Annotated in this window: 23 protein-coding genes, 1 pseudogene and 1 riboswitch; of the genes and pseudogenes, 14 read left to right on the top strand and 10 right to left on the bottom strand. The window is 71.3% G+C overall.

Annotated features, from left to right (window positions below; genetic code table 11):
• Window positions 1-400: pseudogene (locus KZ813_RS11620) on the bottom strand (anti-sigma factor); the annotation flags it as partial.
• Window positions 390-980 carry a sigma-70 family RNA polymerase sigma factor gene (locus KZ813_RS11615; RefSeq protein ID WP_219755127.1) on the bottom strand — a complete coding sequence of 197 codons (591 nt, stop codon included), beginning with the start codon at window positions 978-980 and terminating at the stop codon, window positions 390-392. The pseudogene KZ813_RS11620 and the gene KZ813_RS11615, both read right to left, overlap by 11 nt.
• Window positions 981-1,112: 132 nt before the next feature.
• Here KZ813_RS11615 and KZ813_RS11610 point away from each other — a divergent pair, with 132 nt between their 5' ends.
• The 3 genes from KZ813_RS11610 to thiC all read left to right on the top strand — a co-directional run bounded on the left by KZ813_RS11610 (window position 1,113) and on the right by thiC (window position 5,426).
• A complete protein-coding gene (locus KZ813_RS11610; RefSeq protein WP_219755126.1) occupies window positions 1,113-2,135 on the top strand; it encodes a ferritin-like domain-containing protein in 1,023 nt (340 codons plus the stop codon).
• Between the two features lie 58 nt (window positions 2,136-2,193).
• Entirely contained in the window at window positions 2,194-3,210 is a 1,017-nt protein-coding gene (locus KZ813_RS11605; protein WP_219755125.1) for a ferritin-like domain-containing protein, read from the top strand.
• Window positions 3,211-3,382: 172 nt separating this feature from the next.
• A riboswitch (TPP riboswitch) is annotated at window positions 3,383-3,493 on the top strand.
• Window positions 3,494-3,530: 37 nt separating this feature from the next.
• Window positions 3,531-5,426 (top strand): phosphomethylpyrimidine synthase ThiC, encoded by a 1,896-nt coding sequence (thiC, locus tag KZ813_RS11600; RefSeq protein WP_219755124.1) that lies wholly within the window; start codon window positions 3,531-3,533, stop codon window positions 5,424-5,426.
• 87 nt (window positions 5,427-5,513) lie between these two features.
• Here the strand turns inward: thiC and KZ813_RS11595 are convergent, their stop codons facing one another.
• From KZ813_RS11595 to KZ813_RS11570, 6 genes are all read right to left on the bottom strand, one after another.
• The gene (locus KZ813_RS11595) at window positions 5,514-5,753 is read right to left on the bottom strand and encodes a Txe/YoeB family addiction module toxin (protein WP_258046666.1); all 240 of its coding nucleotides are present in this window, start codon (window positions 5,751-5,753) and stop codon (window positions 5,514-5,516) included.
• Window positions 5,754-5,775: 22 nt separating this feature from the next.
• Window positions 5,776-6,030 (bottom strand): type II toxin-antitoxin system Phd/YefM family antitoxin, encoded by a 255-nt coding sequence (locus KZ813_RS11590; protein WP_219755123.1) that lies wholly within the window; start codon window positions 6,028-6,030, stop codon window positions 5,776-5,778.
• Window positions 6,031-6,091: 61 nt separating this feature from the next.
• Window positions 6,092-6,781 carry a uracil-DNA glycosylase gene (gene ung, locus KZ813_RS11585; RefSeq protein WP_219755122.1) on the bottom strand — a complete coding sequence of 230 codons (690 nt, stop codon included), beginning with the start codon at window positions 6,779-6,781 and terminating at the stop codon, window positions 6,092-6,094.
• A gap of 1 nt (window position 6,782) precedes the next feature.
• On the bottom strand, window positions 6,783-7,085 hold the full coding sequence (locus KZ813_RS11580) for an alkylphosphonate utilization protein (protein WP_219755121.1): 303 nt from the start codon (window positions 7,083-7,085) through the stop codon (window positions 6,783-6,785).
• Between the two features lie 128 nt (window positions 7,086-7,213).
• Window positions 7,214-8,785, bottom strand: coding sequence for a bifunctional phosphoribosylaminoimidazolecarboxamide formyltransferase/IMP cyclohydrolase (gene purH / locus KZ813_RS11575; protein WP_219755120.1), 1,572 nt, complete (start codon window positions 8,783-8,785; stop codon window positions 7,214-7,216).
• A 58-nt stretch (window positions 8,786-8,843) separates the two neighbouring features.
• Window positions 8,844-9,785: an ABC transporter ATP-binding protein gene (locus KZ813_RS11570; protein ID WP_219755119.1), complete on the bottom strand. Its 942-nt coding sequence runs from the start codon at window positions 9,783-9,785 to the stop codon at window positions 8,844-8,846.
• 98 nt (window positions 9,786-9,883) lie between these two features.
• Here KZ813_RS11570 and KZ813_RS11565 point away from each other — a divergent pair, with 98 nt between their 5' ends.
• Both KZ813_RS11565 and tldD read left to right on the top strand, forming a co-directional pair.
• Window positions 9,884-10,120 carry a zinc-finger domain-containing protein gene (locus KZ813_RS11565; RefSeq protein ID WP_183922723.1) on the top strand — a complete coding sequence of 79 codons (237 nt, stop codon included), beginning with the start codon at window positions 9,884-9,886 and terminating at the stop codon, window positions 10,118-10,120.
• Between the two features lie 231 nt (window positions 10,121-10,351).
• Complete coding sequence (tldD, locus tag KZ813_RS11560; protein ID WP_219755118.1) at window positions 10,352-11,767, top strand: metalloprotease TldD; 1,416 nt, start codon at window positions 10,352-10,354, stop codon at window positions 11,765-11,767.
• Between the two features lie 16 nt (window positions 11,768-11,783).
• Here tldD and KZ813_RS11555 read toward each other — a convergent pair whose 3' ends face one another.
• Window positions 11,784-12,092, bottom strand: a complete 309-nt coding sequence (locus KZ813_RS11555) for a CcdB family protein (RefSeq protein ID WP_219755117.1) — start codon at window positions 12,090-12,092, stop codon at window positions 11,784-11,786.
• Complete coding sequence (locus tag KZ813_RS11550; protein WP_219755116.1) at window positions 12,092-12,337, bottom strand: type II toxin-antitoxin system CcdA family antitoxin; 246 nt, start codon at window positions 12,335-12,337, stop codon at window positions 12,092-12,094. Before KZ813_RS11550 ends, KZ813_RS11555 begins: the two co-directional genes overlap by 1 nt.
• Window positions 12,338-12,389: 52 nt before the next feature.
• On the opposite strand from KZ813_RS11550, the gene KZ813_RS11545 reads away from it, so the two are divergent.
• From KZ813_RS11545 to polA, 9 genes are all read left to right on the top strand, one after another.
• On the top strand, window positions 12,390-12,941 hold the full coding sequence (locus KZ813_RS11545) for a pyridoxamine 5'-phosphate oxidase family protein (protein WP_219755115.1): 552 nt from the start codon (window positions 12,390-12,392) through the stop codon (window positions 12,939-12,941).
• Window positions 12,941-13,141, top strand: coding sequence for a putative signal transducing protein (locus KZ813_RS11540; RefSeq protein ID WP_219755114.1), 201 nt, complete (start codon window positions 12,941-12,943; stop codon window positions 13,139-13,141). The genes KZ813_RS11545 and KZ813_RS11540 overlap by 1 nt, the downstream gene beginning before the upstream one ends.
• 345 nt (window positions 13,142-13,486) lie before the next feature.
• A complete protein-coding gene (locus KZ813_RS11535) occupies window positions 13,487-13,825 on the top strand; it encodes a P-II family nitrogen regulator (RefSeq protein ID WP_219755113.1) in 339 nt (112 codons plus the stop codon).
• Window positions 13,826-13,836: 11 nt separating this feature from the next.
• A complete protein-coding gene (locus KZ813_RS11530) occupies window positions 13,837-15,258 on the top strand; it encodes an ammonium transporter (protein ID WP_219755112.1) in 1,422 nt (473 codons plus the stop codon).
• Window positions 15,259-15,492: 234 nt separating this feature from the next.
• Complete coding sequence (locus KZ813_RS20150; RefSeq protein ID WP_258046665.1) at window positions 15,493-15,627, top strand: hypothetical protein; 135 nt, start codon at window positions 15,493-15,495, stop codon at window positions 15,625-15,627.
• 359 nt (window positions 15,628-15,986) lie between these two features.
• Window positions 15,987-16,940, top strand: a complete 954-nt coding sequence (locus KZ813_RS11525) for a 3-keto-disaccharide hydrolase (protein ID WP_308461869.1) — start codon at window positions 15,987-15,989, stop codon at window positions 16,938-16,940.
• 352 nt (window positions 16,941-17,292) lie between these two features.
• Window positions 17,293-18,876 carry an L-aspartate oxidase gene (nadB, locus tag KZ813_RS11520; protein WP_219755111.1) on the top strand — a complete coding sequence of 528 codons (1,584 nt, stop codon included), beginning with the start codon at window positions 17,293-17,295 and terminating at the stop codon, window positions 18,874-18,876.
• Window positions 18,877-19,008: 132 nt separating this feature from the next.
• Window positions 19,009-20,136 (top strand): serine hydrolase, encoded by a 1,128-nt coding sequence (locus tag KZ813_RS11515; protein WP_219755110.1) that lies wholly within the window; start codon window positions 19,009-19,011, stop codon window positions 20,134-20,136.
• A gap of 88 nt (window positions 20,137-20,224) precedes the next feature.
• Window positions 20,225-22,990 carry a DNA polymerase I gene (polA, locus tag KZ813_RS11510; protein ID WP_219755109.1) on the top strand — a complete coding sequence of 922 codons (2,766 nt, stop codon included), beginning with the start codon at window positions 20,225-20,227 and terminating at the stop codon, window positions 22,988-22,990.
• Window positions 22,991-23,167 lie beyond the last annotated feature (177 nt).

Genomic DNA, 23,167 nt, shown 5'->3' with positions numbered 1-23,167 from the left:
CCCCGGCCGGCACGGTGAGCGCGGCGAGCAGCGGGGCGGGGGCGGGGCGCGCCGGCGCCGGCGCCGGGATGGGCGGCGGCGGCGCGCGCAGCGGCCCCACCACCAGCGCGAGCACCGCGGCGGCGAGCCCGGCGACCGCGAGCGCGGTCCAGCGCCGCCAGCCCGCGCGCGGCGTCGCGCCGGGCGAGTCGATCGCGGCGAGGACGCGCGCCTCCAGCTCGGCCGGCGGCGTCGCCTCGGGATAGGCCAGCGCGAGCGGCGCCAGCCACGCGTCCCAGCGCGCCACCTCGGCGGCGAAGGCGCGGTCGGCCGCGAGCCGCGCGCGCGCCGCGGCCAGCTCGGCGCCGTCGAGCACGCCGAGCGCCAGCTCGGCGGCGAGGGCCTGGTCGTCAGGCGTCATCGGACAGGCACTCGCGCAGCCGCAGCAGCGCGCGGCGGATCAGGCTCTTCATCGTGCCCAGCGGCGTGCCGTCGCGCGCCGCCAGCTCGGCGTAGCTGACGCCGTCGTAGAAGGCCGTGCGCACCGCGTCGCGCGGGCGCTGCTCGAGCGTCTCCAGGCAGTCGGCGATCCGCGCGCGCTCCTCCTCGGCGAGCAGCGCGGCGTCGGCGCGCGGCGCGGGGTCGACGGACTCGGCCGCGCTGCCCGGCTCGGCGAGCGGCGCGGTGGCGCGCTGGCGGCGGCGCCAGTCGATCGCGCGGTGGCGCGCGATCGTCGCCAGCCAGGTGATCGGGCTCGCCCGCCCCGGCTCATAGCCGCCCGCGCGGCGCCACACTTGCACGTATACGTCCTGCAACACGTCCTCCGCGGCCTGTCGCTCGCCGCAGATACGCAGGCAGATGCCGAACAGCTTCGCCGAGGTGAGCCGGTACAGCCGCTGGAAGGCGGCGCGATCCTCCGCCGCCACCGCCAGCAGCACGCGCACCAGCTCGGCGCGCCGCGCCGCCGAGTCGTGCGCCGCGTCGGGGGACGCCGCGGTCACGACTTGGCAGCGTCGAAATTATCCGCCACTCGCTGCATCCTTCGCGTCGCTCCGCCGTATCTGACACAACCTGATGTCAGTTAATCAGTGTGGCAAGCAAGCGGCGTCGGGACAACTAGGAAAGGGCCTGTCATGCCGGATCGTGAGCCGTTGATGGAGACGCTCGAGGCGCGCGCGCGCCGCCGCGAGTCGCGCCGCGACTTCTTCACCCAGGTCGCGGGGGCCGCCGCGATCGGGGCCACCGCCTTCGCCGCCTCGGCGCAGGCGCAGACCTCGCCCAGCCCCACGCCCACCGCCACCTTCACCGAGGCGGACGTGCTCACCTTCGCGCTGAACCTCGAGTATCTCGAGGCGAACTTCTACTCCTTCGCGGCGACCGGCGCGGCGCTCACCTCGACCGACACCAGCGGCAGCATCGGCACCGCCGGCGCGGCGACCGGGGGCCGCGCGGTGAGCTTCAGCGATCCGCTCGTGGCGCAATATGCGCGCGAGATCGCGGCCGACGAGCTCGCCCACGTGCGCTTCCTGCGCGCCCAGTTCAGCGACACCACCCGCGCGGCGCAGCCCGCCATCGACCTCAGCGTCAGCGCCACCAGCGCGTTCAGCCTGGCCGCCCGCGCCGCCGGGCTGATCCAGGCGGGGCAGAGCTTCGACCCTTATGCCTCCGACGAGAACTTCCTCCTCGGCGCGTTCATCTTCGAGGACGTCGGCGTCACCGCCTACAAGGGCGCGGCGCCTTTGATCAGCAACAAGACCTTCCTCGAGGCCGCGGCGGGCATCCTCGCGGTCGAGGCCTATCACGCCGCGATCATCCGCTCGGTGCTGTACCGCAAGGGGCTGGCGACGCCGTCGCTGCAGCTGATCGAGGCGACCACCGGGATCTCGAACGCGCGCGACACGCTCGACGGGAACACCGCCACGACCGACGCTGTGCGCGGCATCGCCGCCGACGACGACCAGGGCATCGCCTCCACCACCACGAGCGACGGCACCGTCTCGAACATCGTGCCGCTCAACGAGAACGGCATCGCCTACAGCCGCTCGGCCGGGCAGACGCTCAACATCGTCTACCTCAACGCCGCGGCGGTGAGCAGCGGCGGCTTCTTCCCCGCCGGCGTCAACGGCAACATCAAGACGAGCGCGGCGTCGGCCTGAGGCGCGTGCGCGCCCCCGATCGCCTTTCCCGTATCGCCCTGACAGAGGGACCGTCATCATGATCAAGGATTCCGTCTTCGCTGCGCTCGATCTCGCCAACGAGCGGCGCGCCGAGCGCCGCCGTTTCCTCAAGCTCGCCGGCGCCGGTGCCGCCGCGGCCGGCGGCCTCGGGCTGCTCTCCGCCTGCGGCAGCGACAACAACAACGACACGCCGTCGCCCACCCCGTCGCCGACCCCGACGCCGAGCACCAGCGGCGTGGCGACCGATGTCGGCATCCTCCAGCTCGCGCTCAACCTCGAGTATCTCGAGGCGCAATTCTACTCGATCGCGGCGTTCGGCCGGCGGCTGCCCGACGCGAGCCTGACCGGCGCGGTCGGCACGCGCGGCGACGTCACCGGCGGGCGGCAGGTGACCTTCTCCGACCCGGTGATCGCCTCCTACGCGCGCGAGATCGCGGGCGACGAGATCGCGCACGTCACCGCGCTGCGCGCGGTGCTCACCGCGGCGGGGTCGACCCTGGTGATCGCGCAGCCCGCGATCAACATCGACGGCGGGGCGACGGGCGCGTTCACCGCGGCGGCGCGCGCGGCGGGGTTGGTCGACAAGACCAGCGGCACGTTCGACCCGTACGAGAGCGACCAGAACTTCCTGCTCGCCGCCTTCCTGTTCGAGGACGTCGGCGTCTCCGCCTATAAGGGCGCGTCACCGCTGATCACCAGCGCCGCCTATCTGGAGGCGGCCGCGGGCATCCTGGCGGCCGAGGCCTATCACGCCGGGCTGATCCGCACCGAGCTGTTCGCGCGCGGCGCGACCGCGCGCGCGGCGGCCAACGCGATCGCGACCGCGCGCGACTCGCTCGACGGCAGCGCCACGCTGGACGGCGGGATCGCCAACGGCGACGGCACCGCCAACCTGGTGTTGGCCGACAGCAACGGGATCGCCTACAGCCGCTCGTCGACCCAGGTGCACAACATCGCCTATCTGCGCACCACCGCCGGGATCGGCGGCGGCTTCTTCCCGGCGGGGACGAACAACTCGATCGAGGCGCTGCGCACCTCGGGCAACGTCAGCTGAGGGGGAGGATCACCCTCACCCTTCCGCGGCTTCGCCGCTCCCTCCCTCTCCCTCTGGGAGAGGGAAGGGGCCCATCGCCGAAGCCGATGGGACGGGCGAGGGTGAGGGTGATCCTCTGGCCACTCTCCCGACCCGACCCCCCTTTGCTTGTGCTCCCATCCCCGCTATGCTGGCGGCTTCCCCGGGGGACCGCCGACGCCGCGGTTGAGAGGAGGGTAGCAGCCCTCGACCCGCCGAACCTGATCCGGTTGACACCGGCGTAGGGAGTGGAGCGGCGTCCCCGGACCACCGTCTTCCCCCGCGACGAGAGGAGAAGACGCATGGCCGACATCCCCGCCCGTACCGAGATCGGTGTCACCACCGGCCCGATCCGCGGTTCGCGCAAGATCCATGTCGGGCCGCTCGGCGTGGCGATGCGGCAGATCCAGCTCGAGCCCGGCTGCGGCGAGCCGCCGCTCAACGTCTACGACACCTCCGGTCCCTACACCGACCCGACCGCGGCGATCGACATCATGGCGGGCCTGCCCGCGCGCCGCACTGCCTGGATCGAGGCGCGCGGCGACGTCGAGCGCTACGCGGCGCGGGAACTCCGCCCCGAGGACAATGGCCAGCTCGGGCCGGACCGCTCGGGCGGCGTTCAGCCCTTCCCCAACGTCAACCGGCGCCCGCTGCGCGCGCGCGCCGGCGCCAACGTCAGCCAGATGCACTATGCGCGCCGGGGCATCATCACCCCCGAGATGGAATATGTCGCCACGCGCGAGAATCTCGGGCGCGAGCGGCTCGCCGGCCATGTCCGCGACGGCGAGGATTTCGGCGCCGTTATCCCCGATTACGTCACCCCCGAGTTCGTCCGCGACGAGGTGGCGCGGGGGCGCGCGATCATCCCCTCGAACATCAACCACCCCGAGAGCGAGCCGATGGCGATCGGGCGCAACTTCCTGGTCAAGATCAACGCCAACATCGGCAACAGCGCGGTCGCGTCGAACGTCGCCAGCGAGGTCGACAAGCTGGTCTGGTCGATCCGCTGGGGCGCCGACACGGTGATGGACCTCTCCACCGGGCGCAACATCCACGACACGCGCGAGTGGATCATCCGCAACTCGCCGGTGCCGATCGGCACGGTGCCGATCTACCAGGCGCTGGAGAAGGTCGGCGGCGTCGCCGAAGAGCTGACCTGGGAGATCTTCCGCGACACGCTGATCGAGCAGGCCGAGCAGGGCGTCGACTATTTCACCATCCACGCCGGGGTGCGGCTGCCGTACATCCCGATGACCGCCAAGCGCGTCACCGGCATCGTCTCGCGCGGCGGCTCGATCATGGCGAAATGGTGCCTGTCGCATCACAAGGAATCGTTCCTCTACGAGCGGTTCGACGAGATCACCGAGATCATGAAGGCGTATGACATCGCCTATTCGCTCGGCGACGGCCTGCGCCCCGGCAGCATCGCGGACGCCAACGACGAGGCGCAGTTCGCCGAGCTCTACACGCTGGGCGAGCTGACGAAGCGCGCCTGGGCGCAGGACGTGCAGGTGATGATCGAGGGCCCCGGCCACGTGCCGATGCACAAGATCAAGCAGAACATGGACAAGCAGCTCGAGGCGTGCGGCGAGGCGCCGTTCTACACGCTCGGGCCGCTCACCACCGACATCGCGCCGGGCTACGACCATATCACCAGCGGGATCGGCGCGGCGATGATCGGCTGGTACGGCACCGCCATGCTCTGCTACGTCACGCCCAAGGAGCATCTGGGGCTCCCCGACCGCGACGACGTCAAGGTCGGCGTGGTCACCTACAAGCTGGCGGCGCACGCGGCGGACCTCGCCAAGGGCCACCCGGCGGCCAAGATGCGCGACGACGCGCTGAGCCGCGCGCGCTTCGAGTTCCGCTGGCGCGACCAGTTCAACCTGTCGCTCGACCCCGACACCGCCGAATCGTACCACGACCAGACGCTGCCGGCGGAGGGCGCGAAGACCGCGCATTTCTGCTCGATGTGCGGGCCCAAGTTCTGCTCGATGAAGATCACGCAGGAGGTTCGGGAATTCGCCGCGTCGCGCGCGGCGAATAGCGACCTGCTGGGGGCAGGTCGCGCTCCCGAACCTCAGAACGCGCCGGTGGCCAGCTTCGTCGCCGCGGAGGACGCCGAAGCGGGGATGGCGGCGATGAGCGAGCGGTTCAAGGAGACGGGCGGCGAGGTGTATCTGGCGGCGGATAACTGATCGGCCGCCGCGATGATGCCTCAGCGGCCGGTATTCGAGCGGACCGGCGCCATTAGCGCCGGCCAAGCCCCGGCCGGCGCGACCGCCTCAGTAATGATAGCGGCATTGCGCCACTTGCAGCACTTGATCGACACCACTGCCAAGGACCCGATAGACGAGTCGATGCTCCCGCGTGATGCGGCGGGACCACCAGCCTGATAGATTGCCGCCCAGCGGCTCGGGTTTGCCTGTGCCGGGGAACGGATGACGGCGACACTCCTCGATCAGGCTATTGAGCTTGGCAAACAGCTTGGCGTCCCGCGCGTGCAGGTCGAGATATTCGACCATGAGCGCGCCGAGAACTGAACCTTCACGGACGTAGAAGTTCGCGCTCCCCACCACCCCCAGCCTCCAGCTCGGCGATGCTCGCCAACAGTCGCTTAGCGTTGACGGGGGAGCGAAGCAGATGAAGCGTCTCTTCGATCGAGGCCCATTCGCTCGCCGAGATCAAGACGGCGCCCTCGCCGCGCTCTCGCGTGATCGCCAGGGGGGCCCGATCGGTGACGACCTTATCGATCATCGCATCGAGATTCTCGCGCGCCTCGGAGTGTGAGATGGCCTGCATGATCGAGAGATGGATAGTCCGCGCTGGGACGTCAACGAGCGCCGCTGCGCCCGCGACCCATTCAGGTGCTCCACGCCACCCGCCCTCGCCCGTGCGCCTCCAGGAACGCGTTCGCCTGGCTGAACGGCCGCGCGCCGAACCAGCCCTTGTACGCCGACAGCGGCGACGGATGCGGCGCGCACAGCACCAGGTGGCGCCCCGCCGTGTCGACCGCGCGCACCAGCCCCGCCTTCGCCTGGGCGTGCGCGCCCCACAGCAGGAACACCACCGGCGCCGCCTTCGCCGCGACCGCGCGGATCACCGCGTCGGTGAACGCCTCCCAGCCGCGCGCGCGGTGCGAGGCGGCGCGGCCGCTCTCCACCGACAGCACCGTGTTGAGCAGCAGCACGCCCTGCCGCGCCCAAGGCTCCAGCGAGCCGTCGCGCGGCGGCGCGGCGCCGAGGTCGCTCGCCAGCTCCTTGTAGATGTTGACGAGGCTCGGCGGCGGCTTCACCCCGGGCGGCACCGAGAAGGCGAGGCCGTGCGCCTGACCCGGCCCGTGATACGGGTCCTGCCCCAGGATGACGACGCGCACCGACGACAGCGGGGTCAGTTCCAGCGCGCGGAACCGCGCCTCGGCGGGCGGGAAGATCGCCTTGCCCGCCGCCGCCTCGTCGCGCAGGAACCCCCGGAGCGCCGCCATCGACGCGCCATCCAGCGCCGCCGCGAGCGGCGCCTCCCAGCTCGGATCGAGACGCGGCGGCCAGCTCATCTCAGCGCCTCCGGACGAACTCGGCGCGCAGCACCAGCCCCTTGATGCCGTCGAACTTGCAGTCGATCTCCTGTGCGTCGCCGGTCAGCCGGATCGACTTGATCAGCGTGCCGCGCTTGAGCGTCTGGCCCGCGCCCTTTACCTCCAGGTCCTTGATCAGCGTCACCTGGTCGCCGTCCGCCAGCAGGTTGCCGACCGAGTCGCGCACCTCCACCGTGGCCGCGGCGGCCCGCTTCTCCGCCGACGCGGCGGCGCTGACCCACTCGCCGCTCTCCTCGTCGTAGACGTACTCGTCGTGGCTCATGTTCGGTCCCTCTACCCCTTCGTGCTCGTGCGGAAGCAGGAGCCCGGCGCCGCGAGCATCACGCTCCGCCGCACTGGGTTCCTGCGTTCGCGGGAACACGGGCGCGCTAGCATGCGCGCGGCAGCACCTCAGTGGCGGAAGTGGCGCATCCCGGTGAACAGCATCGCCAGCCCGGCGGCGTCGGCGGCGGCGATCACCTCCTCGTCGCGGATCGAGCCGCCCGGCTGGATCACCGCGGTGGCGCCCGCCTCCACCGCCGCCATCAGCCCGTCGGCGAAGGGGAAGAAGGCGTCCGACGCGACCGCCGAGCCGATCGTGCGCGGCTGCGCCCAGCCCGCCTTGTCGGCGGCGTCCCGCGCCTTCCACGCCGCGATCCGCGCCGATTCGAGCCGGTTCATCTGCCCCGCGCCGACACCGGCGGTGGCGCCGTCCTTGGCATAGACGATCGCGTTGGACTTCACGTGCTTGGCCACCGTCCAGGCGAAGAGGCAGTCGGCCAGCTCCTGCTCGCTCGGCTGGCGCTTCGTGACGACCTTGAGGTCGGCGCGCGCCACCGCGCCGGCGTCGCGCGACTGGACCAGCCAGCCGCCCGCGATCGACTTGGCGGTGAGCCCGTCGCGGCGCGGGTCGGGCAGCGCGCCGGTGAGCAGCAGCCGCAGGTTCTTCTTGGCGGCGAACAGCGCCAGCGCCTCGTCGTCGGCGTCGGGCGCGACCACCACCTCGGTGAAGATCCCCGTGATCGCCTCGGCGGTGGCGCGGTCGAGCGCGCGGTTGACCGCGATGATGCCGCCGAACGCGCTCACCGTGTCGCAGGCGAAGGCGGCCTGATAGGCCTCGGCGAGCGTCGCGCCGGTGGCGACGCCGCACGGGTTGGCGTGCTTGACGATGACGCACGTCGGGGCCGAGTCGTGGAACTCGGCGACCAGCTCCAGCGCCGCGTCCGCGTCGTTGTAATTGTTGTAGCTCAGCGCCTTGCCCTGGACCTGCCGGGCCTGGCCGATGCCCGCGACGCCGTCCGACGACGCGTAGAAGGCGGCCTGCTGGTGCGGGTTCTCGCCGTAGCGCAAGGGCTCGCCGGCGCGGCGCAGCGTCAGCGGCAGCGTGGCGGGGAAGGTCTCGCCCTGGTCGGTCCCCGCGAACCAGCGCGCGATCGCGCCGTCATAGCCCGCGGTGAGCGCATAGGCCTTGGCGGCGAGCATCCGCCGCTCGGCCAGGTCGGTCTCGCCGCGCGCCACCAGCGCATAGTCGGCGGGATCGGTGACGATCGCGACATAGGCGTGGTTCTTCGCCGCCGAGCGCACCATCGACGGCCCGCCGATGTCGATGTTCTCGACCACCTCGTCGCGCGCCGCGCCCTTGGCCACGGTCTGCTCGAACGGGTAGAGGTTGACGACGACGAGGTCGATCGCGCCGATGTCATGCTCGCGCATCGACCGGGCGTGTGCCTCGTCGTCGCGCACCGCGAGCAGCCCGCCGTGCACCTTGGGGTGGAGCGTCTTGACGCGGCCGTCCATCATCTCGGGGAAGCCGGTGAGGTCGCTGATGTCACGCACGTCGAGCCCGGCGTCGCGCAGCGCCCGGGCGGTGCCCCCGGTCGAGACCAGCTCGACGCCCCTGGCGGCGAGCGCGGCGGCGAGGTCGAGGATGCCGCTCTTGTCGGAGACGGACAGGAGCGCGCGGCGGATCGGGATGATGCTCATGCGCGCGCGCTTACGCGGGCGGGCGCGGTGGCTCAAGCGTCCGTGCGGGTGGGCCGCCCTAGCGGCCGCTCGCCGCGCGGGTCAGGTTGAGGAACACGTCCTCGAGATCGGGCTCCTTGGTCGAGACGTCGACGATGCCATAGCCGTCGGCCTGCACCGCGCCGAGCACCTCGCCCGCGTTCACCCGGTCCTTGGCGTAGGTGATCTCGAGCGTGCGCGTGCCCTTCAGCGCGATCTTCCCGAAACACGCGTTCTCGGGCACCACCATGACGTCGCGGTCGACCGTGACCGCGACCACTTTCTCCTGCGCCTTGCCGACCAGCTCGGCGGTCGGCTCGTTGGCGATGACGCGGCCGCCGCTGATGATCGCGATGCGATCGCACAATTCCTCGGCCTCCTCGAGATAATGGGTGGTGAGCACCACCGTCACGCCCGCGTCGTTGAGGCCGCGGACATAGGTCCAGAGCTGCTGGCGCAGCTCGATGTCGACCCCCGCGGTCGGCTCGTCGAGCACCAGCACCGGCGGCGAATGGACCATCGCCTTGGCCACCATCAGCCGCCGCTTCATGCCGCCCGACAGCGTCCGTGCGTAAGCGTTGGCCTTGTCCTCGAGGTGGACCGCGCGCAGCAGCTCCATCGAGCGCCGCTCCCTCTTGGGCACACCGTACAGCCCGGCCTGGATCTCGAGCGTCTCCACGGGCGTGAAGAAGGGGTCGAACAAGATCTCCTGGTTGACGATCCCGATCGACGCCTTGGCGTTGCGCGGGTGCTCGTCGATGTCGAAGCCCCAGATCTCGGCGCTGCCGCTGGTCTTGTTGACCAGGCCGGCGAGGATGTTGATCAGCGTCGACTTGCCCGCGCCGTTGGGCCCGAGCAGCCCGAAGATCGAGCCGCGCGGCACCTCGAAGCTGACCCCGTCGAGCGCGCGCTTGCCCGGCGCGCCGCCGACCCCGGCGTAGGTCTTGCACAGGTCCCGGATGGCGATGGCGGCGTCGGTCATGCGCGCGGAGGTAGGCGCGCGCGCGGGGCTTGCCAATCCTGCATGGAGCGGCGGCACGGGATTGTCTCGGGCAGCGGCGCTTGCTAATCGCCGCGACCATGCTGCCGCCGCCCGAACTCGTCCGCGTCTCGCAACCCCGCGTCGCCTGCGACGGCGCGAGCGACATCCCCGGCGGCGCCGCGCTGGGCCACCCGCGCGTGTGGCTCCAGATCGACGAGCACGGCTACGTCGACTGCGGCTATTGCGACCGCCGTTTCGTGCTGATCGGCGGTCCCGCCGACGGCGCCGATCACGGCCAGCTGCCCGACATCTCGGAAGGCGCCAGCCCGCAGTAGGCGGGCGCTGCATGGGGGACATTCGATCCTCCCCTGCAAGGGGAGGTGGCACGCCGAAGGCGTGACGGAGGGGTGTCGCGAGTGGTGAGTCGAGCGCGCTTCGCCGGCGGCGACACCCCTCCGTCAGCGCTACGCGCTGCCACCTCCCCTTGCAGGGGAGGATCGAGGAGCCGGTACTGCAATCCCGCCTCATGAGTGGCGCGCGGCCGCCCGCGCCCCTATCTTGGTTCGATGACCGACCCGCGCTCCTTCCTCTACCGCGACACGCTCGATCCCGACGCGGCGCTGCGGCTCACCGCCGCCGCGCTCGACCGCGCCGACGACGGCGAGCTCTACCTGCAATATCGTCGCGCCGAGGCGTTCGGCTTCGACGACGGTCGCCTCAAGACCGCGAGCTACGACACCCACGCCGGCTTCGGCCTGCGCGCGGTCTCGGGCGAGATGACCGCCTTCGCGCACGCCAACGAGCTGAGCGCCGCCGCGATCGAGCGGGCCGCCGCGACGATGCGGCTGATCGATCCCTCGGCGCGGCCGCGCGCCGCCGCGCCGTCGCACACCAACCAGCGCCGCTACACCGACGCCGACCCGCTCGACCTCGTCCCCTTCGCCGACAAGGTCGCGCTCTGCCAGGCGATCGATGCCGCGGCGCGCGCGCGCGACCCGCGCGTGGCGCAGGTGTCGGTCGGTCTGTCGGGGACGTGGAGCGTCGTCGAGATCGTTCGCCCGGACGGGTTCGTCGCGACCGACGTGCGCCCGCTGGTGCGGCTCAACGTCTCGATCGTCGCCGAGCAGAACGGCCGCCGCGAGACCGGCAGCTTCGGCCTGGGCGGGCGCTACCTCTACGACCGGCTGCTCGAGCCGGCGACCTGGCAGCGCGCGATCGACGAGGCGCTGGCACAGGCGCTGGTGAACCTCGAGTCGGTCGCCGCGCCCGCGGGCGAGATGACCGTGCTGCTCGGCGCGGGCTGGCCCGGCATCCTGCTGCACGAGGCGATCGGCCACGGGCTGGAGGGCGACTTCAACCGGAAGGGCACCAGCGCCTTCTCGGGCAGGCTGGGCGAGCGCGTCGCCGCGCCGGGCGTGACGATCGTCGACGACGGCGCGATCGCGGACCGCCGCGGCAGCCTCACGATCGACGACGAGGGCACGCCGACGGGCGAGACGCTGCTGATCGAGGACGGCGTGCTGCGTGGCTATATGCAGGACCGGCTCAACGCGCGGCTGATGGGCGTGGCACCGACCGGCAACGGCCGCCGCGAGAGCTTCGCGCACGCGCCGATGCCGCGCATGACCAACACCTTCATGAAGGCGGGGCAGGACGACCCGGCCGAGCTGCTGTCGCGGGTGAGGCGCGGCATCTTCGCCAAGTCGTTCGGCGGCGGTCAGGTCGACATCGTCTCGGGCAAGTTCGTCTTCTCCTGCACCGAGGCGTATCTGGTCGAGGACGGTCGGATCGGCGCGCCGATCAAGGGCGCGACGCTGATCGGCGACGGGCCGAGCGTGCTGACCAAGGTGCAGGGCGTCGGCACCGATTTCGCGCTCGACGAGGGCATCGGCATGTGCGGCAAGGGCGGGCAGAGCGTCCCCGCGGGCGTGGGCCAGCCCTCGCTGCTGATCGGGGGGCTGACGGTCGGCGGCACGGCGTGAGCACGGGCACGCGGCGCTAAAAGCCGGAGATCAGCATGTCGAGCGCGGCGCCGACCTCATAGTCATGCGCCGCCAAGGACGCGCGGCGCGACCGCAGCTCCATCGTGGGTATGGCGGCGGCGAGATGCGTGAACATCGTGTACGAGCGGCCGTCGATCTGGAAGCGGGGGTTGAGTCGGCGATCCGGACGCCCGCGTATCGTCTCGTCGCCCGCATCGTCGCTCAGGGGGACGACGAAGCGGCTGTTGAGCCCGCTTAGCACGTCCGCCTGGCAATCCAGGACCAGCCCGCCGCGCGTCGTCACGTAGACGTCGAACTTGGCCATTAGAACAGACGATAGCGTTCCAGCGGCAGGCCGTTCTCCTCGACCCACTTGTTGTTCGCCTCGATCCACGCGCGATTGTCGTCGCGCCACCGGCGATCACGCTCCGCCTGCGCGGCCTCGCGGATCGCCGCCTCGGCCACCTGCGACAGGTTGATCCCCGCCTCGCGCGCGGCGGCGACCACGCCGGTGTCGATCGTCATGTTGACCGACCGGCGCTTGCCCGAGGCGAGGCGATCATGTTTCATGCGCGTAGAATATGCGCGTGGATGATGCGCGTCAAACCGGAGCCAGACCGTCATGGCCGAGTTCTTCCCCGCGCTCACCGCCGAGCATCGCGCCTTCGTCGCGCGTCAGCCGGTGTTCTTCGTCGCCACCGCCGCCGAGGGCGCGCGGATCAATCTCAGCCCCAAGGGGATGGACACGTTCCGCGTGCTCGACGACGCCACCGTCGCCTATCTCGACGTCGCCGGCTCGGGGAACGAGACCAACGCGCACCTGCTCGCCGACGGGCGCATCACCATCATGTTCTGCGCGTTCGACAACCCCGCGCTGATCTTCCGCCTCTACGGTCGCGGGCGCGCGGTGCTGCCGCAGGACGCCGAGTGGGGCGCGCTCGCCGGCCATTTCACGCTGCTGCCGGGCACGCGGCAGATCTTCGTGGTGGCGGTGGAGCAGGTCCAGACCTCGTGCGGGTGGGGCGTGCCGCACATGGCGTTCGAGCGCGAGCGGACGACGCTCAACCGATATCACGCCGCCAACCCGGACTCGGCGCGCTTCGCCAAATATGCGGTGCGTACCGCGAGCATCGACGGGCTGCCGGTGCGCAACCCGACCGTGGCGCCGGCCTGATGGCGCTGGTGGAGCTCGGCCGCTACGACCGCAACCTCGCCAACATCCTGGTCGGCCGGCTCGAGTCCGAGGGCATCGACGCGCTCGCCTTCGATGGCGGCGCCTCGATCGCGGACGGCAGCTGGCTGCTGATCCCGGTGCGCGTGATGGTCGACGAGGACGACCTCGAGGCGGCGCGCGCGGTGGCGCAGGGTGCCTGATTTTCGGGCAGTCGCGCGGCGGTGCACAAAAGTTTAACAGTGGTTAACGGGGCCTGGTGAGCTCTCGTCCGAGACCATCCTCACCTCCTGCTCTCCTGAAGACCCTCGACCCACTCACATCGTCATCCCCGCGGAGGCGGGGTTCCAGACACGCGGACGCTGGAGAATAGAGCCGCCACGTCAGCGTTCAGGGATCCCCGCCTCCGCGGGGATGACGACGAGCGGGGAACGGGCGCGGCAAACCGCCCTGCAGCGGCACCGACCGGCCCCGCTGCCAAAGCACCCGTCCCGTCATCTGGCACGCGCCTTGCGAAGCGTTCTCCCGGGTAAACGGAAGGGGGCGCGATGAAGCTGGTCATAGCCATCATCAAGCCGTTCAAGCTCGACGAGGTGAGGGAAGCGCTCACCGCGGTCGGCGTGGCGGGGATGACGGTGTCCGAGGTCAAGGGGTTCGGTCGGCAGAAGGGCCAGACCGAGATCTACCGCGGCGCCGAGTACAGCACCAACATGGTGCCCAAGATCAAGATCGAGATCGTCTGCGGCAGCGACATCGCCGACCGCGTGGTCGAGGCGATCCAGGCCGCGGCCAACACCGGCGCGATCGGTGACGGCAAGATCTTCGTGCTCGACGTCGGCCAGGCGGTGCGGATCCGCACCGGCGAGACCGACGACAGCGCGCTATGAGGGGGGACGCGATGACACTCTCGAAGAAGCTCGCCGCCGCGGGGGCGGTGGCGACGATCGCGGCGCTGGCCGCCGTGCCCGCGCTGGCGCAGACCGGCGGACCGGTGCGCGCGCCCAACGCGACGCAGATGGCGACGATGGTCAACAAGGGTGACACCACCTGGATGATGATCTCGGCCGCGCTGGTGCTGATGATGTCGGTGCCCGGCCTGGCGCTGTTCTACGGCGGTCTCGTGCGCACCAAGAACATGCTCAGCGTGCTGATGCAGGTGCTGATGATCGTCTCGGTCGCCAGCCTGGTGTGGGTGAGCTGGGGCTACAGCCTCGCCTTCACCAGCGGCAACGCGTTCGTCGGTGGCCTCTCCAAGGCGTTCCTGACGGGCGTCAACGCCAGTTCGCTCGCGGCGACCTTCAGCAACAACGTCTACATTCCCGAATATGCCTTCATCTGCTTCCAGATGACCTTCGCCTGCATCACGCCGGCGCTGATCGTCGGCGCTTTCGCGGAGCGGGTGAAGTTCACCCCGCTGCTGATCTTCGTCGTGCTGTGGCTGACGATCGTCTATTTCCCGATGGCGCACATGGTCTGGTACTGGGCCGGCCCGGACTTCCTGGCCGACGCGCCGACCGACGCGGGCCTGCTGTACGGCTGGGGCGCGCTCGACTTCGCGGGCGGCACCGTGGTCCACATCAACGCCGGCATCGCCGGGCTGGTCGGCTGCCTCGTGATCGGCAAGCGCCACGGCTACAAGAGCGAGCCGATGCCGCCGCACTCGCTGACCATGACGATGATCGGCGCCTCGCTGCTGTGGGTCGGCTGGTTCGGCTTCAACGCGGGTTCCAACCTCGAGGCCACCGGCGTCGCCGCGCTCGCCTTCATCAACACCTTCGTCGCTACCGCGGGCGCGGCGGTCGCCTGGGCGGTGATCGAGCAGCTGGTCCACAAGAAGCCGTCGCTGCTCGGCGGCGTGTCGGGCGCGGTGGCGGGGCTGGTCGCGATCACCCCGGCGGCGGGCTTCGCCGCGCCGATGACCTCGATCATCCTCGGCATGGTGGCGAGCGCGGTCTGCTTCTTCTTCGTCACCACGGTGAAGAACAAGCTCGGCTACGACGACACGCTGGACGTCTTCGGCATCCACTGCGTCGGCGGGATCGTCGGCGCGATCGGGACGGGCATCGTCGCGGCGCCGTCGCTCGGCGGGCAGGGCTGGTTCGACTACACCCAGTTCCCCTCGGTCGCGGGCAGCTACGACATCGCGCACCAGGTCTGGACCCAGGTCAAGGCGGTGGTGCTGACGCTGGTGCTGTCGGGCGGGGTCTCGGCGGTGCTGTTCCTCGGGCTGAAGGCCACGATGGGGCTGCGTCCCTCGCTGGAGGTCGAGAGCGAGGGGCTCGACATCAACGAGCACGGCGAGCGCGCCTACAATTACTGACGAGTTCGCGGGCGGCGCCTCGGCCGCCGCCCGCCCACGACGTTCCTCCTGCGGACGCTCCTCGGCCCGGTATGGCGACATACCGGGCTCTTTTTCGTCGGCGCGGGGTGCTGCCGTCGCTGCACCGATGCTGCGCCGCACGATGGTCAAGCCGGCCGCGACGCGCTATAGGAGATACAGAGCCGGGCGACCCCGGGAACCGTGGCCCCGGCTCCGAATAGGAGAGGATGAGCCATGACGACGATCAAACATGTCGGCGAGCAGGGCGCGGTGGTGGTCGGGGCGGCCGCCGCCTTCACCGCCGCCGTCTATCTCGCGCAGTTCGCCGCCGACGCGGTGGTCTTCCTGGGCGAGTGGGTGCTGCGCTGAGCGTGTGATCCATCTGAGATCCTGAGGCGTCGAAGCTCGGCCGACGGTTACACCCATGGGCGTCGCAGATCGTCGGCGATCCTCCTCCCCGTCATCCCCGCGGAGGCGGGAACCCAGACGCGCAGGTCCCGCTGAGAGCCGCGACGTCGGCGTGTATCGGTCCCCGCCTGCGCGGGGATGACGACTGGGTCGGGGCGGCTCGCAAGAACGCGCGGGCTGCGGCATTGCCGTTCGCTCACCCCCATCGACAGAACGGCGCTAGCGACGAACCCGGCACGGGAACGTTCCCAAACCTCATTGTTCTCGCGACGTGCGCCTGCGATACCCTCCGGCAAACGACGTCACGGGAGGGGAACGAAGTGCGACCGATCTTCATGGCGCTCGCCGCCGCGACACTCTCCGCCCCGGCCGCCGCGCAGGCGCCCGCCACCCCCGAGCAGCTCGCCCAGGCGCGCGCGATCGTCGGCGACACCGTCGCGCGCGCGCAGACGCTCGTCCTCGCCGACGTGCCCCGCGCCACCGGCCCGGCGCGCGCGCTGCTGAACGGGCGCGACCTCGCCGGCTGGCGGCCGTGGCTGGGCTATCCCGACCCGTCGGTGACCTATCGCGACTCGCCCGGCGCCACGCCGGTCGGCACGACGCGCGACACCGCGGGCGACTTCGCGGTCCGGCGGATCGACGGCCGCCCCGCGCTGTGGGTCAAGGGCGAGACCTGGGGCGCGCTCGTCCACGAGGCCGACCTGCGCGACTATCACCTGCGGCTCCAGTATCGCTGGGGCGCCCGGCGCTGGGCGCCGCGGCTCGGCCAGCCGCCCAACAACGGCCTGCTCTACCACACGCACGGCGCGCCGGGCGAGGTGTTCGGCACGTGGCAGCCCTCGGTCGAGTTCGAGATCATGAGGGGATCGACCGGCATGGCGGTGGCGGTCGGGCGCGACGTGCGCCTCCGCACCACCGCGGCGCTCGACCCGTCGCTGGTGTCGCCCCCGGTGCGCTATCGCCTCGGCGGCCGCCCGGTCGAGATCGTCAACGGTACGTTGGTGTGGAACGTCGAGAACGCGCGCGACGCCGAGAAGCCGGAGGGGCAGTGGAACACGCTCGACCTCTACGTCCTCGGCGATCGCGCGGTGCACGTCGTCAACGGCGTGCCGGTGATGGTGGTCGAAGGGCTGGCGACGGTCGACGCCGCGGGCCACCGCGCGCCGCTGACGCACGGCAGCGTCCAGCTCCAGTCGGAGGGCGCGGAGACCTGGTTCCGCGACATCACGGTCGAGCCGATCGACCGCCTGCCGCGGGTGGTGGCGAGGGAGTGAGGCGCCACAATTCCTCCCCGGCACGGGGAGGGGGACCGCCGCGCGCAGCGCGGTGGTGGAGGGGGCTCTCCGCGAATTCCGGCGTCCGCGAGTTCGCTTAACCAAGTGCAGCGAGTGAGGAAGCGCCCCTCCACCACCGGCCTGCGGCCGGCGGTCCCCCTCCCCGCGGAGCGGGGAGGATCGTCGTCTTCACGTGGCGCTGTCCTAAACGGCCGCAGCTGTGCCACATGGGCGTCATGTCCGTCCTCGAGCCCGACCGCCGCCCGCGCCCCGCCCGCCGCCGACTCAACATTCGCACCCCGCGCCACCCGCGCCAGCGACTCAACATTCGCAACATTCGCGGCCCGCGCGCATGACTCAGAGCGACGTCCTCATCGTCGGCTCGGGCGCGGCCGGGCTCACCGCGGCGCTCAACCTCGCCGACCGCTTCCGGGTCACGGTGCTCGCCAAGGGCGCGCTCAACGAGGGCAGCACCGCCTGGGCGCAGGGCGGGATCGCCGCGGTGCTCGAGCCCGGTGACACGTTCGAGCATCACGTCGAGGACACGATGGTCGCGGGCGCCGGGCTCAACGACCGCGCCATCGTCGAGTTCGTGGTCGAGCGCGCCCCCGCCGCGATCGAGCGGCTGCGCGCGCTCGGCGTGCCCTTCGCGGAGGAGGGGGGTGCGCTCCACCTCACGCGCGAGGGCGGGCACTCGCACCGTCGCATCGTCCATGTCGCCGACGCGACCGGCTGGGCGGTGCAGGAGGCGCTCCAGCGCGCCGCCGAGGCGCACCCCAACATCACGCTCGTCCCCGATCAGGTCGCGATCGACCTCGCCACCAGCCGCCACGAGGAGCGCTACTCGGGCGCCGGCAACGTCTGGGGCGTCTACGCGATCGATCGGCGCACCGGCGCGGTCGAGGTGCACACCGCGCGCGCGACGATCCTGGCCACGGGCGGGGCGGGGCGCACCTACCTCTTCTCCACCGCGCCGCGCGGCGCCACCGGGGACGGGATCGCGATGGCGTGGCGCGCCGGCGCGCGCGTCGCCAACATGGAGTTCATGCAGTTCCACCCGACCTGCCTGTACCATCTCGAGGTCAAGAACTTCCTGATCACCGAGGCGGTGCGGGGCGAGGGTGGCCACCTGATCAACCCCACCACCGGGCGGCGCTTCATGCCCTGGTACGACGACCGGCTCGAGCTCGCCCCGCGCGACGTGGTGGCGCGCGCGATCGACGCCGAGATCAAGCGCTACGGGCTCGATTTCGTCCACCTCGACATCAGCCACCTGCCCGCCGACTTCGTGCGCGCGCATTTCCCCAACATCCACGAGAAGCTGCTCGGCCTCGGCATCGACATGACGACCCAGCCGATCCCGGTGGTGCCCGCGCAGCATTACACCTGCGGCGGCATCGTCGTGGACCGCGACGGCCGCACCGACCTGCCCGGCCTCTACGCCGCGGGCGAGTGCACGCAATCGGGGCTGCACGGCGCCAACCGGCTCGCCTCCAACTCGCTGCTCGAGTGTTTCGTCTTCGGCGAGGCCGCGGCGCAGCATATCGCGCAGCATTGGGACGCGCTGCCGCCGCCCCCCCAGGTGCGCGGCTGGGACGAGAGCCGAGTCACCGACTCCGACGAGGAGGTGGTGATCAAGCAGAACTGGACCGAGATCCGCCGCTTCATGTGGAACTACGTCGGGATCGTCCGCACCACCAAGCGGCTGGAGCGCGCGCAGCACCGCATCGACCTGCTGCGCAGCGAGGTGGAGGATTATTACGGCCACTTCCGTGTCACGCCCGACCTGATCGAGCTGCGCAACCTGCTCCAGGTCGCCGAGCTGATCGTCCGCTCGGCACTGGAACGCCACGAGAGCCGCGGGCTGCACTATACGCTCGACTGGCCGGCGACGCTCGACGCGCCCGCCGACACCGTGCTGGTGCCGCGCGCCTGAGCCGTGGAGCCCGCCCGCCCCACCGTTCGTCGCGCCGCGGCCAAGGATCGTCGCAGCGGCGAGTCGCAGCACTTTGTGTCCGCGCCATTATTGTCCACAGACGGGAGTCAAGCGGGGTTAGTGGCGGCGGACATGGGTAGTAAGACTTTCGGGCGCCGGGCCGCGATCCTCGGCTGGTCCTTGCTGATCGCCGGTTGCGGGGCGGGCGCCGGCTCGGCGCTCATCCCCGCCGCGCCGCCCCGGCCGCTGGTGTCGATCCCGGTGCCGCTCGCCGTGGTGCCGCCGCCCCCCCCGCCGCGCCGATCGGGCGCGCCGCGCGCGCTCCAGGCGCGGGTCGAGCAGCTCATCCGCAACTTCCCCGGCAAGGCGGGCGCGGCGATCGTCGCGGTCGACGAGGATTGGGTGGTGCAGCAGGGCGGCGAGCTCAGCCTGCCGCAGCAGAGCGTCAGCAAGACCTGGGTGGCGATGACGGTGCTGTCCCAGCGCGACGAGGGCCGCCTGACGCTCGACGATCCCGTGCTGGTCACGCGCGACGATCTCACGCTGTTCCACCAGCCGATCGCGGGGCTGGTCGGCGCCGACGGCTATCGTACGACGGTCGGCGGGCTGCTCACCCGCGCGCTGACGCAGAGCGACAATACCGCCAACGATCGGCTGCTCAACGTGGTGGGCGGGCCGGCGGCGGTGCGGCGCTTCATCGCCAGGCACCAGCTCGGCGCGATCAGGTTCGGACCGGGCGAGCGGCTCTTGCAGAGCGGCACCGCGGGGCTGACGTGGAACCAGTCGATGGCGATGGGGCGCGGCTTCGAGGCGGCGCGCGCCAGGCTCGACCCCGCGGTGCGCCGCGCCGCGCTCCAGCGCTACATCGACAACCCGCCCGACGGCGCCGCCCCGGTGGCGATCGCGGGCGCGCTGGCGCGGCTGGCGCGCGGCGAGCTGCTGAGCGAGACCTCGACGCGGATCCTGCTCGACACGATGATGGCGTCGCGCACCGGCCACGCGCGGCTGCGCGCGGCGACCCCGCCGGGCTGGAAGGTGGCGCACAAGACCGGGACGGGGCAGGATTACGGCGCGCGCAACGCGGGCTTCAACGACGTCGGGCTGCTCACTGCCCCCGACGGGCGGCGCTACGCGATCGCGGTGATGATCGGCGACACCACCGCGCCGATGCGCGCGCGCCAGCAGCTGATCCAGGAGGTCTGCGCCGCGCTCACCGGCGCCCAGCCGCGCGCCGGGGGTGGGGACGAGGACGGGACGTGAGCGACGATCGATCCTCCCCCGCGCGGGCAGGATGAGGGGAACCACAAGCCCGGTTTCCCACGCGGCCAATCCGTTCTAGGGCAGCGCGATGCCGCACCTCTATCTCGTCGACGGATCGGGCTACATCTTCCGCGCCTACCACCGGCTGCCGCCGCTGACCAACAGGCACGGCGAGCCGGTCGGCGCGGTCTACGGTTATACCACCATGCTGTGGAAGCTCGCCGACGAGCTGCACAAGGCCGACGGGCCGACGCACATGGCGGTGATCCTCGACAAGAGCTCGTCCACCTTCCGCAACGAGCTGTACGACCAGTATAAGGCGCACCGCCCGGCGCCGCCCGAGGACCTCGTCCCGCAGTTCCCGATGATCCGCGACGCCACGCGCGCCTTCTCGCTGCCGTGCATCGAGGAACAGGGCTGGGAGGCGGACGACCTGATCGCCAGCTACACCAAGGCCGCGCTGGCGCAGGGCTGGCAGGTGACGATCGTCAGCTCCGACAAGGACCTGATGCAGCTGATGACCGATCCCTCGGTCGACATGCTCGACACGATGAACAACCGCCGGCTCGGCCCCGAGGCGGTGGTGGAGAAGTTCGGCGTCGGCCCCGACAAGCTGGGCGACGTGCTCGCGCTGATGGGGGACAGCGTCGACAACGTGCCCGGCGTCCCCGGGGTCGGCCCCAAGACCGCGGCCAAGCTGATCGTCGAGCACGGCGACGTCGAGGCGGTGCTCGCCGCCGCGCCCGAGATGAAGAAGGGCAAGCTGCGCGACAATCTCATCGAGCATGCCGAGGCCGCGCGGATGAGCCGCCGGCTGGTCGAGCTGGCCTGTGACGTGCCGCTGCCCGACGCGCTCGACTCGCTCGCGCTGCCCGCCGAGGGGATCCCGCAGGCGCCGCTGCGCGCCTTCCTCGAGCATCACGGGTTCCGCTCGCTGCTCACCCGGCTCGGCGAGGTCGCCGAGGCGACCCAGCCCGAGACCGTCGGCGCGCCCGCGGACGACGACGAGCCCGCCTGCGACCACGACGGCTACGAGACCGTGGTCGACGAGACCGCGCTCGACCGCTGGATCCAGGTCGCGCGCCACCAGGGCTGGGTCGCGATCGACACCGAGACCACCGCCAAGGACCCGATGCTGGCCGAGCTGGTCGGCGTCAGCCTCGCGCTCGCGCCCAACCTCGCCTGCTACGTCCCGCTCGGCCATGGCGGGAGCGACATGTTCGCGGAGAGGCCGGCGCAGCTCGACCGCGACATCGCGCTGGCGAAGCTGCGGCCGCTGCTGGCGGACGAGAGCGTGCTCAAGATCGGGCACAACCTCAAATATGACATGATCGTGCTCGGCCGGCTCGGCGTCGACGTCGCGCCCTATGACGACACGATCGTGATGAGCTTCGACCTCGACGCCGGGCGCCACGGCCACGGCATGGACGAGCTCGCCGCGACCCACCTCTCGCACAGCTGCATCGCCTACAAGGACGTGGTCGGCACGGGGAAGAAGGCGCTGGGCTTCCACGAGGTCGATCTCAAGGCCGCCACGCGCTACGCCGCCGAGGACGCCGACGTCACGCTGCGGCTGTGGCGCCGCTTCAAGCCGCGGCTGCCGATCGAGGGCTCGACGCGCGTCTACGAGATGGTCGACCGCCCGCTGGTGGCGGTGATCGCGCGGATGGAGCGCCACGGCGTCAAGGTCGACCGCGAGCGGCTGGCGCAGCTCTCCGACGAGTTCTCCCAGCAGATCGCCGCGCTGGAGACGCAGGTCCACGCGCTCGCGGGCGGCCCGTTCACGATCGGCAGCCCCAAGCAGCTCGGCGACGTGCTGTTCGAGCGGATGGGGCTCAAGGGCGGGCGCAAGGGCAAGAGCGGGGTCTATTCCACCGACGTCAACGAGCTGGAGCGGCTCGCCGCGGAGAAGGACTCGCCCGGCGCCGAGCTGGCCGCGCGCGTGCTCGACTGGCGCCAGCTCACCAAGCTCAAGAACACCTACACCGACTCGCTGCAGGAGCAGATCCACCCCGCGACCGGGCGGGTCCATACCAGCTACTCGCTCACCGGCGCGCAGACCGGGCGGCTGTCCTCGACCGACCCCAACCTCCAGAACATCCCGATCCGCACCGAGGTGGGCCGCCAGATCCGCGACGCCTTCGTCGCCGAGCCGGGCAACGTCATCCTCGCGGCGGACTATTCGCAGATCGAGCTGCGCCTCGCCGCGCACATGGCCGACGTGCCCCAGCTCAGGGAGGCGTTCGCGCGCGGCGACGACATCCACAGCCTGACCGCGCAGGAGCTGTTCGGCGAGGTGACGCGCGACACGCGCGCCTCGGCCAAGACGATCAACTTCGCGATCCTGTACGGTATCTCGCGCTGGGGGCTGGCGGGGCGGCTCGACATCACCGCGGACGAGGCGCAGTCGATGATCGACCGCTATTTCGAGCGCTTCCCCGGCATCAACCGCTATATCGCCGAGACGCTGACGCAGGTGCGCGAGCGCGGCTACACGACGACGCTGTTCGGGCGGAAGACGCATTTCCCGCGCATCCGCAGCAAGGTGCAGCACGAGCGCCAGGGCGCCGAGCGCGCCGCGATCAACGCGCCGATCCAGGGCACCAGCGCCGACATCATCAAGCGCGCGATGGCGCGGATGGAGCCGGCCTTGGCCGAGGCGGGGCTCGGCCACGTGCGGATGCTGCTACAGGTGCACGACGAACTGGTGTTCGAGCTGCCCGAGGGCGACGTCGCCGCGGCGCGCCCGGTGATCGAGCGCGTGATGGCGGGCGCGGCCGAGCCCGCGGTGACGCTCGACGTGCCGCTGGGCGTGGAGATCGGCGTCGGCGCGAGCTGGGGGGCGGCGCATTGAGGGAACGTCGTCGATCCTCCCCGGTACGGGGAGGGGGACCAGCCGCAGGCCGGTGGCGGGGGGGCTCCGCACGCGAGCCGCTCCGTTCCCGGCCGGCCCCCCTCCACCACCCGCTGCGCGAGCGGTTGCCCTCCCCGTGCCGGGGAGGATCGCTGCGCTCCCGCCCGGTGCTCCCGC

Origin of the sequence: Sphingomonas folli (assembly GCF_019429525.1) — a bacterium.
GTDB classification, from domain to species: domain Bacteria; phylum Pseudomonadota; class Alphaproteobacteria; order Sphingomonadales; family Sphingomonadaceae; genus Sphingomonas; species Sphingomonas folii.
The sequence above is the reverse complement of the archived record's forward strand: the minus strand, read 5'-3'. Positions and strand labels throughout refer to the sequence as shown.